This window comes from Planotetraspora mira, assembly GCF_016863275.1.
In the GTDB taxonomy this organism is placed as follows: Bacteria; Actinomycetota; Actinomycetes; order Streptosporangiales; family Streptosporangiaceae; genus Planotetraspora; species Planotetraspora mira.
Genome location: NZ_BOOO01000071.1, coordinates 1 through 6,909 on the forward strand (window position 1 = coordinate 1; position 6,909 = coordinate 6,909).

Annotated in this window: 6 protein-coding genes; 1 reads left to right on the top strand and 5 read right to left on the bottom strand. The window is 66.1% G+C overall.

Annotated elements, in window-relative coordinates:
• Positions 1-179: 179 nt before the first annotated feature.
• The 3 genes from Pmi06nite_RS41375 to Pmi06nite_RS41385 form a co-directional block, all read right to left on the bottom strand.
• Positions 180-1,064: a helix-turn-helix domain-containing protein gene (locus Pmi06nite_RS41375; protein ID WP_239114568.1), complete on the bottom strand. Its 885-nt coding sequence runs from the start codon at positions 1,062-1,064 to the stop codon at positions 180-182.
• Positions 1,065-1,101: 37 nt separating this feature from the next.
• The gene (locus Pmi06nite_RS41380) at positions 1,102-1,911 is read right to left on the bottom strand and encodes an alpha/beta hydrolase (protein ID WP_239114569.1); all 810 of its coding nucleotides are present in this window, start codon (positions 1,909-1,911) and stop codon (positions 1,102-1,104) included.
• A gap of 246 nt (positions 1,912-2,157) precedes the next feature.
• A complete protein-coding gene (locus tag Pmi06nite_RS41385; protein WP_203958731.1) occupies positions 2,158-2,649 on the bottom strand; it encodes a hypothetical protein in 492 nt (163 codons plus the stop codon).
• Positions 2,650-3,114: 465 nt separating this feature from the next.
• Between Pmi06nite_RS41385 and Pmi06nite_RS41390 the strand changes: the two genes are divergently transcribed.
• The gene (locus Pmi06nite_RS41390) at positions 3,115-4,833 is read left to right on the top strand and encodes a hypothetical protein (protein WP_203958732.1); all 1,719 of its coding nucleotides are present in this window, start codon (positions 3,115-3,117) and stop codon (positions 4,831-4,833) included.
• 452 nt (positions 4,834-5,285) lie between these two features.
• On the opposite strand, the gene Pmi06nite_RS41395 is transcribed toward Pmi06nite_RS41390, so the two are convergent.
• Together Pmi06nite_RS41395 and Pmi06nite_RS41400 are read right to left on the bottom strand one after the other, a co-directional pair.
• Positions 5,286-6,410: a hypothetical protein gene (locus tag Pmi06nite_RS41395; RefSeq protein WP_203958733.1), complete on the bottom strand. Its 1,125-nt coding sequence runs from the start codon at positions 6,408-6,410 to the stop codon at positions 5,286-5,288.
• Between the two features lie 243 nt (positions 6,411-6,653).
• Positions 6,654-6,909 (bottom strand): hypothetical protein (locus tag Pmi06nite_RS41400; protein WP_203958734.1); only part of this gene is annotated, 256 nt, incomplete at its 5' end.

Below are 6,909 nucleotides of genomic sequence, written 5' to 3' on the forward strand. Positions count from 1 at the left end.
GCAGCCAGCGGAACACCTCCGGGCATGACCGCGCGACCAGCGGCAAGTGCGGGCAGGAATTTGTCGAGATGCAGCCACGACCAGCGAACCGTCCGCGGGAACTTCGACGAAATTGCCTGACACGGCGGGTTTCTCAATCTGCGCAGCGCGTGGAAGCCGCATCGTTGTAGGCAGGCTGTTCAACGAAGGTCGGGGATGCGTTCGCCACCCTTCGTAGGGCGCTGGGTTGGCGATGAAGCCGGCCACGCAACGTCGTCGATCGCGAGCCACGGCGCGACGGCCAGGGCCGTGGGCGTGAGCCCGGCGAACGTCTTGACCTCACGGTGGAGGTGGGACTGGTCGACGTAGCCGCTCTCGGTGGCAACGCCGGCGGCGGCGTGACCCGCCGCGAGAAGGTGGGCGGCGTGGTCGAAGCGCACAAGTTGGGCGGCGCGTTTGGGTGTGATGCCGAGCTGGGACCGGAAGCGGGACCACAGGCGCTTGCGGCTCCAGCCGACCTCGTCCGCCAGGCCGTCGACCCGCACCCGCCCCCGGCTGGTGAGCGTCCGTCGCCAGGTGTAGGCGACCTCCGGATCGACCGGTAGGTGGGCGCCCAACCGTCGGCCGAGGATTTCCACCGCGATCGTGAACCGTTCATCCCACGACGCGGCGGCGCGCAGCCTGTCCTCGGCTTGCCCGGCGTCGCGGCCCCAGACATCCTCAAGGGCTACCACCGTCCCGCTGAGCTCGGTCGATGCGCCGAACAACGCAGCCGCCGCGACCGGCTCCAGCCGGATCTGGAGGCACTCGCCGACCCCCCAGCCAGCTGCCCGAAGATCGCCGGGGAGGAGCCCGACGACGACACTGCCGCGCTCGTGCCGGCCATGGGTTTCGTAGACGACGCCTTCTCCCTCGCTCAGGTCGACGAGCAGGGTGACGGACGGGTGCGCGACCATGGCGATGTCCACGAGTGCGGGGGCACGATGGCGGAACCCGGCCATGCTGATCCCCGGCAGCCGACCTGTCGGGCGCGGGACTGCGATGTCCACCCACGTCCAGTCGGGTGGTGTACCGATCGACAGCACGCCATCAGTCTAGGCCTTAGGGATCACGGGCAGGGTGTCAGCGGCCCGTTGCCGTGAAGCCCAGCAGCAGTTTGCTGGTCGTCTCGGGCGCTTCGAACATGGGTAGGTGCCCGACGCCGGGCAGCATCTCGACCCGCGCGTTCGGCACCGCGTCGTACTGGTGTGCCGACGACGGCTCCCAGCGGGGGTCGGCAGCGCCGAAGATCACCAACACTGGGACCTCGATGGCGGCGAGACGCTTGGGCACGCTCCGCTCGGTGATGTACGCGACGTTCCGGCGCGCCACCTTCCGGAACGCACGGTACGCAGTGCCCCGTACCTCGGCGATCACATCGTCCGGGAGGTCCACAGGGCGAGCGGTCGTCGCATTGATCCCACGGCGGATCATCGCGTCCGAACGCCGCGACCAGAGGAGCGGGCCGAAAGGCGGGGCCAACAGGACCCGCAGGATGGCCGGCTGCGGAAGGAGCGCATCGAGACTCGGGCCGGTGCTGATCAGCGCGAGCGAACCCACCAGGTCAGGGCGCTGTTCGGTGAGCGCGGTGGCGACGTAGCCGCCGCTGGAGTGCCCGACCACAGCGACACGACGAAGGCCGAGGTCGTCGAGCAGCGCCGCCACCCGGCCCGCCTGCGCGGGCACGTCGTATGACAGCGCGGGCGGGGACTGGCCGCAGCCAGGGAGGTCGATCCGGATGACGTGATGGTGGTCGGCGAGTGCCGGGACCACCGGGCCCCAGGTGCCGCCCGAGGCCCCCGATCCGTGGATGAGCAACAGCGGCGGCGCCTGCAGCGGGCCGTCGTGGACCACGTGCATCCCATGCGAGTGCTCAACGTCGTATTCACTCATGCGGAGACTATGCACGGGCGGTCGACTATCAGTCTTGGACAAATGTTCCCGCGGAGTTGACGACCGACGGCCCGCCACCATCGTCGCAGTCCCCGGAGGGCCGCGCTGTCATCGGCACGAGGGTGCACCCGCCGACGAGACGGTGATCACGCGCGACGGTGGTCATGCGGTTCGCGGCATGACAGGGCGTTCGATCGACAGTGCGCCCTGTCCGTCCCGTCAGCTAGCGATCTGCCGTTGGCGGCGTTACTGGCTCGCAGGTGCCCGATGCCCGTAGTGGTGCTGGTGTACCAGTGGGTCGGTCGCCACGACGAAGTCGATCACTTCCCAGAACTCGCTGAGTTTTGGGTGGGCCAGGGCCTCGGCTCGAGTGAGCTTGTGACCGTAGAGGGGGCCGTCTGGCGCCACTGAGGCAGCATCTACCGCGGTAGCCCCAGGCAGATCGCTGCCGGCGCCTGGGCCGAAGCGGCAGCCGAAGGTGAGGTGGTCGTGGTAGTCGGTGCCCTGACCCCACGTACCGAATACCACGTCAGTCCAGCTTTCGCGTACGCCAGCGTGGCTGTAACACGCGGCGAAGAACATCGCATACGGGAGGCCGTCACGAGTCACCATGCACCAGGTGCGGCGGCTGGGTTGCCCGCAGCACTCACAGGTCTTCTCGGCGCCGCCACGGTACGACTCATCGGTCTCCAGCACGGCAAGAGCTTCCCAGCCGCAGCGCGGCGTTCGCAACACCATGATCAGACAACCTTTGAGCATCCTCAACTCGGCATGTCCGGACACTCCGAGGGCTGCTGCTGGGTGGTCACGCTCCGCAGCGCGCGGATCGCGGCAAGTGCGGGCGGTTCGTTCGCGGAATGACGCACCTCGAGATCCGCGCGGAATGCGGCATGGCCGTGGCGTGGTCGGTAGAGCTAGCCAGCATCAAACGCCCCGTCGTGGCGCGGTGAATCCTGACGTTCGCGGAGCGACGGGGCGTGGGGTTGCCACTGAACCGCAGGGCGTTGCCCCAGTGAGATAGCCGGGAATCGATTGTGCGTTGACTTGCACGGCGAGCCGGGCGCACGTTTCGCACGACTGAACGGATAGTGCCATCGTGACAGAACTGAGATCATGGGAATTGTGGGGCGTGGATAGACCGTTCCAATAGGATTTCCCAGCCAGAAGACCGGAGTGTCTGGATTCTGGGCGAAGGGGAGAGAAATGGGCAATACCGCCGACTCACCTGTTGCGGACGATCCGACACCCAACTCGGACATCGACTCAACGACGGCATCGACGGTCCTAGCGGAGGTACTCCCAGGGGTTGCTGTCGTCTTCGGTGAGGTCCCGGCGGAACTCAAGCTCGATTTGATCGACTTTGGGCTCGTGTCGACCGCCGACCGCAAGCAGATCTCCACAGTCCTCGCCTCGATCGGAAACACTGCGACCGTGGCCGGCAACCTCGGAAACGCATTCGCCAGCGTGCAGGGGCTCTACAGGATCACCGACGCGACACGGGCCCTACTGAACGCTGGCGGAACACTCGCTATCAAGGGTGGCGCGAACCTCGGAGCAGTGTTCGCCAACGGCAAGATAGTCGCTCAGGCCCGCTTCATCCCCGTGACTGCGGTGAGCGCGGCGCAGGCCGCGGCCGCGGTCGGGCCGGCGCTGGCTATGGTCGCCCTTCAGATGCAGCTGAGTGAGATCACGGGCCTCGTCAGAACCAATATCGCGCTGACTAGCCAGGTACTCACGACCATCCGCAACGAGCAGTGGGCCGAGCTGACGGCTCTGGTCGCCACCGTCGATCAGGTAGTTGACCACGCGCGAGAGGTCGGGTCGGTCCCGACGTCCCTGTGGGACACCGTCGCGGGCAAAAAGGCGGACCTGGGTAAGCAGCTGGACCAGTACCGATTGAACGTCGGCGATCACGTCCGGCAGATCCATCGGCTCGACACACATGGCCGCCGTGAGTATCTCGAGACGAACGCCGAGGCAATCCTCTTCGACGCCAACGCCCTTCTGTCTTCCGTCAAGGCATGGACCGGATATCAGGCGCTCCACGCCGCGCGGGCGAGAGCCGCTGGACCCGAAGACGCCGGCGAGGCCCGTCTCGTCGACGCCATTGCGCGCCACACTCGCACGGAGCTCGACTCCGCTCTCGCCGAGACGACGAGCCTTGTCGACTCGCTGACGCGGGAGCTACGAATCATCGCCGAGCTCCCCGGACGCGACACACTGCCACTGACGGGGAAGCGGAGGGACTCGAAGGCAGCCCGCCTAACCTCCGCCCGTCTTCTAGAAGCGATCGAGCCTCTTGCCGATGCTCTCCATCCACCAGCCCCTCCGCTCGAGGCTCCGGGCGTCGCCTGCGCACCGAAATCGCTGGATCTCGAGCCGTACCTTCGCATCCTGCGATGGTTCCTCCAGGACGGTGAGACCCTACGTGTCCTCGGCTTCCCCGACCAGCTCGATGCCCTCGATCCAGTTTCTGCGATCTTCAGCGGAGTGAAGGGGAAGTTGGCGGCAGCGATGGACAAGGCGGCGGCAAAGACACTCGTCGCCGTCACGGATCGCCGCATCATCACGGCCAAGACGAACGCATTCCTTGAGCAAGGCGAGATCGGTCAGGACATCCCGATTGACCGAGTGCGATACGTCCGAGCAGCGACCACACAGGACGAAAGCGGGCGCTTGGCGATCGACCTCATCACGCGCGACGAGAACATCCGGTGGCTCTTCCACACTGACATCGACAACACTCAAGTGGACGCGCTCGCCGCCGTGCTTGCCGAGTCGATGACGATCCCGGACGTCGAACGCGATGAGCTTCAACGGCGGCGCTACGCCCCCATCGAGGCGGGCAAGAAGGGCGAGAGTACTGGCACGAGGTCCATGGAACCGACTGGATCCGAGGCCACGACCTTCGATGCCGAGTAGGCCTCGAGCCAATAGAAGCGGGGCCGCAACCGACCGCACCTACCGAGCCTGGTCACGTGCGGCGGTAGGCATGGGTGCCAGATGCAGGCACGTTGGATGGAGCGAGTGAGCAGCTTTCCCGCGTGATCGATGCTCACTCGCTCCACTTGGTGGGCAGTGGTGTGCGGCCGACCGGCGCAGACATCGACGCCACCTCGCGGATCACGTCCGCACCCGGCTCCAGGGAGCCCCGAAACGCCCGCTCATCGGCAGAAGGACGACTGCACCGGTCCGGGCCGTCTGCACGATCGGTCAGCCGGCGGGCTGGGGTAACCAAGTTCAAATCCAGTGATATCTCGTAGTCATTCCGAGCGACCGCCAACGGCCTAGCCTCCGGCCGGGACACTGCCGTTTCAGGTTGATCGTGTGCGCGATCGGCCGCAGCGCTGAGCGTTGATCTCGGCCGGCTAGCGTCAGAAGTCCCGGTCAGCAAACCAGCGCCGGGCCTGGTCAACAGGAACCTCGGCTTGTGCTGCCAGCTCGAAGAACACCTCGCCGGCCTGCTCCCGGCGGAGCGTGTCAATCAGCTGGTATTCGGCATCGATCGCGTTGAGAGCGGCGATGAGGCCGCGCAGGGCGTGCTCGGCGACAGCCATTCGGTCGGATGCTGTGGGTGCGAGCGCCTCGATGGCCGAGCGAGCTCGCGTGTATGCCTCGCACGCGGCGGCTCCGAAGGGCTTGGAGTCTTCCACCCAGTCGCGAAAAGGATTGCTCATGTGGGCCGCTAGCCACGCCTCGGACTTGGCGCCGTGGATTGATATCCGGACATCGGTGGCCTTGAACCGTGCCTTCACCACCGTCGCGGTGGCCCGTCGGGTCCCGTTGATCTCCAGACCGCGCAGCGACGGCAGCTCCGGCAGGTTTCCTGGATCCCAGTCGTAGGCATCGTCGAGCTGAAGAGTGCGCAGCCCACGGTGCGCCTGGAGATCCTGGGCGTCAGCGAAGACGCCGGGGGGATCGTCGAACGAGACCCTCAACTCCTCCAGGTCGGTCAACCCGGTCAGCACCGACGCGGAAACCGTTCCCGCGACCTTGAGCCAGAGCTCTGAAACGCGGCTCAAACCGCCCGGAATCCTGATATCCGGTCCGCGGGAGAACAACCGCAAGTCCATCCGATGACCCGATTCGGGCGCGTCAACCTCCAGCGACTCAGGCGGTTCCCTCAGTAGCAACACCCTTGCCGACTCCGGAAGGCGAACACTGCGTAGCCCGATGCCATCCAACCGAACGTCGGTGACGCCCGTCCCGGTAAGGTCGACGGTCCCGCTGGCGTCATGCCAGTACAAGAACCTGATCTGGCGGGCCGCGACCGCTTCGACGACACCACGGTCGGCCCCCGACCACTCCACGGTGATGCACTCCGGCAGCTTGTTCAGCTGTGACCAGTCCACCGCACCCTGGGCAGGGACCCGAATACGCCCGTTCCCGGTGAGATCGACGTAACGCATCGTGCTCGGGACGGTCGTCGGACCAGCCCCGAAGTCGACTTCGACATCGGGGACCATTGCGGAGCGGCGGCCGCCCTGCGGTGTGATCATGGGCAGATGATAGAGCCGGTCTACGTGCGATCTCTGGGCGCTCCCCGCACTCTCTGGGCCCACCTCGCTCTCATCGGCATGAGCGGAAGTGTCGCCGAGCGAAATGATGGCCAGTTCGCGCAAAGCTTGGTTGGTCAGCCTCGTCGTGATCATATAAAGCATCAGGCGGGGCCGAAGCGTCAAGCATCAGCCGAAGTAGGACAACAGGCGAATCTCTCAGCCGGTATCCGGACGGCCTCTCTACTAGACCGATGCCCCCAGAGCCTTGAGCCGGTCCGCGGCAAGAGCCCTGGGGTAGACGGAAAGCCGTCGACCGACCCACGCCGGCGCGCTTCTTCCGTCGAGATCAGCGATCAGGCCGTCCACGTCAACGGTGCAGGTAATGCCGTACGGCCATTCCTCCAAGAGCACACCGAGGATCAGGTCTTCCGCCCCGCCTTGAATGATGCGGTGGAGCCGCTCGGCTGCGGCACCGGGAGAGACGAAGGTGAATAGCCAT

Excerpts from the sequence above, each read along its gene's own strand:
- Pmi06nite_RS41390 (WP_203958732.1), top strand. The coding sequence starts at position 3,115 with ATGGGCAATACCGCCGACTCACCTGTTGCGGACGATCCGACACCCAAC.
- Pmi06nite_RS41385 (WP_203958731.1), bottom strand. The coding sequence starts at position 2,649 with ATGGTGTTGCGAACGCCGCGCTGCGGCTGGGAAGCTCTTGCCGTGCTG.
- Pmi06nite_RS41395 (WP_203958733.1), bottom strand. The coding sequence starts at position 6,410 with ATGATCACACCGCAGGGCGGCCGCCGCTCCGCAATGGTCCCCGATGTC.
- Pmi06nite_RS41380 (WP_239114569.1), bottom strand. The coding sequence starts at position 1,911 with ATGAGTGAATACGACGTTGAGCACTCGCATGGGATGCACGTGGTCCAC.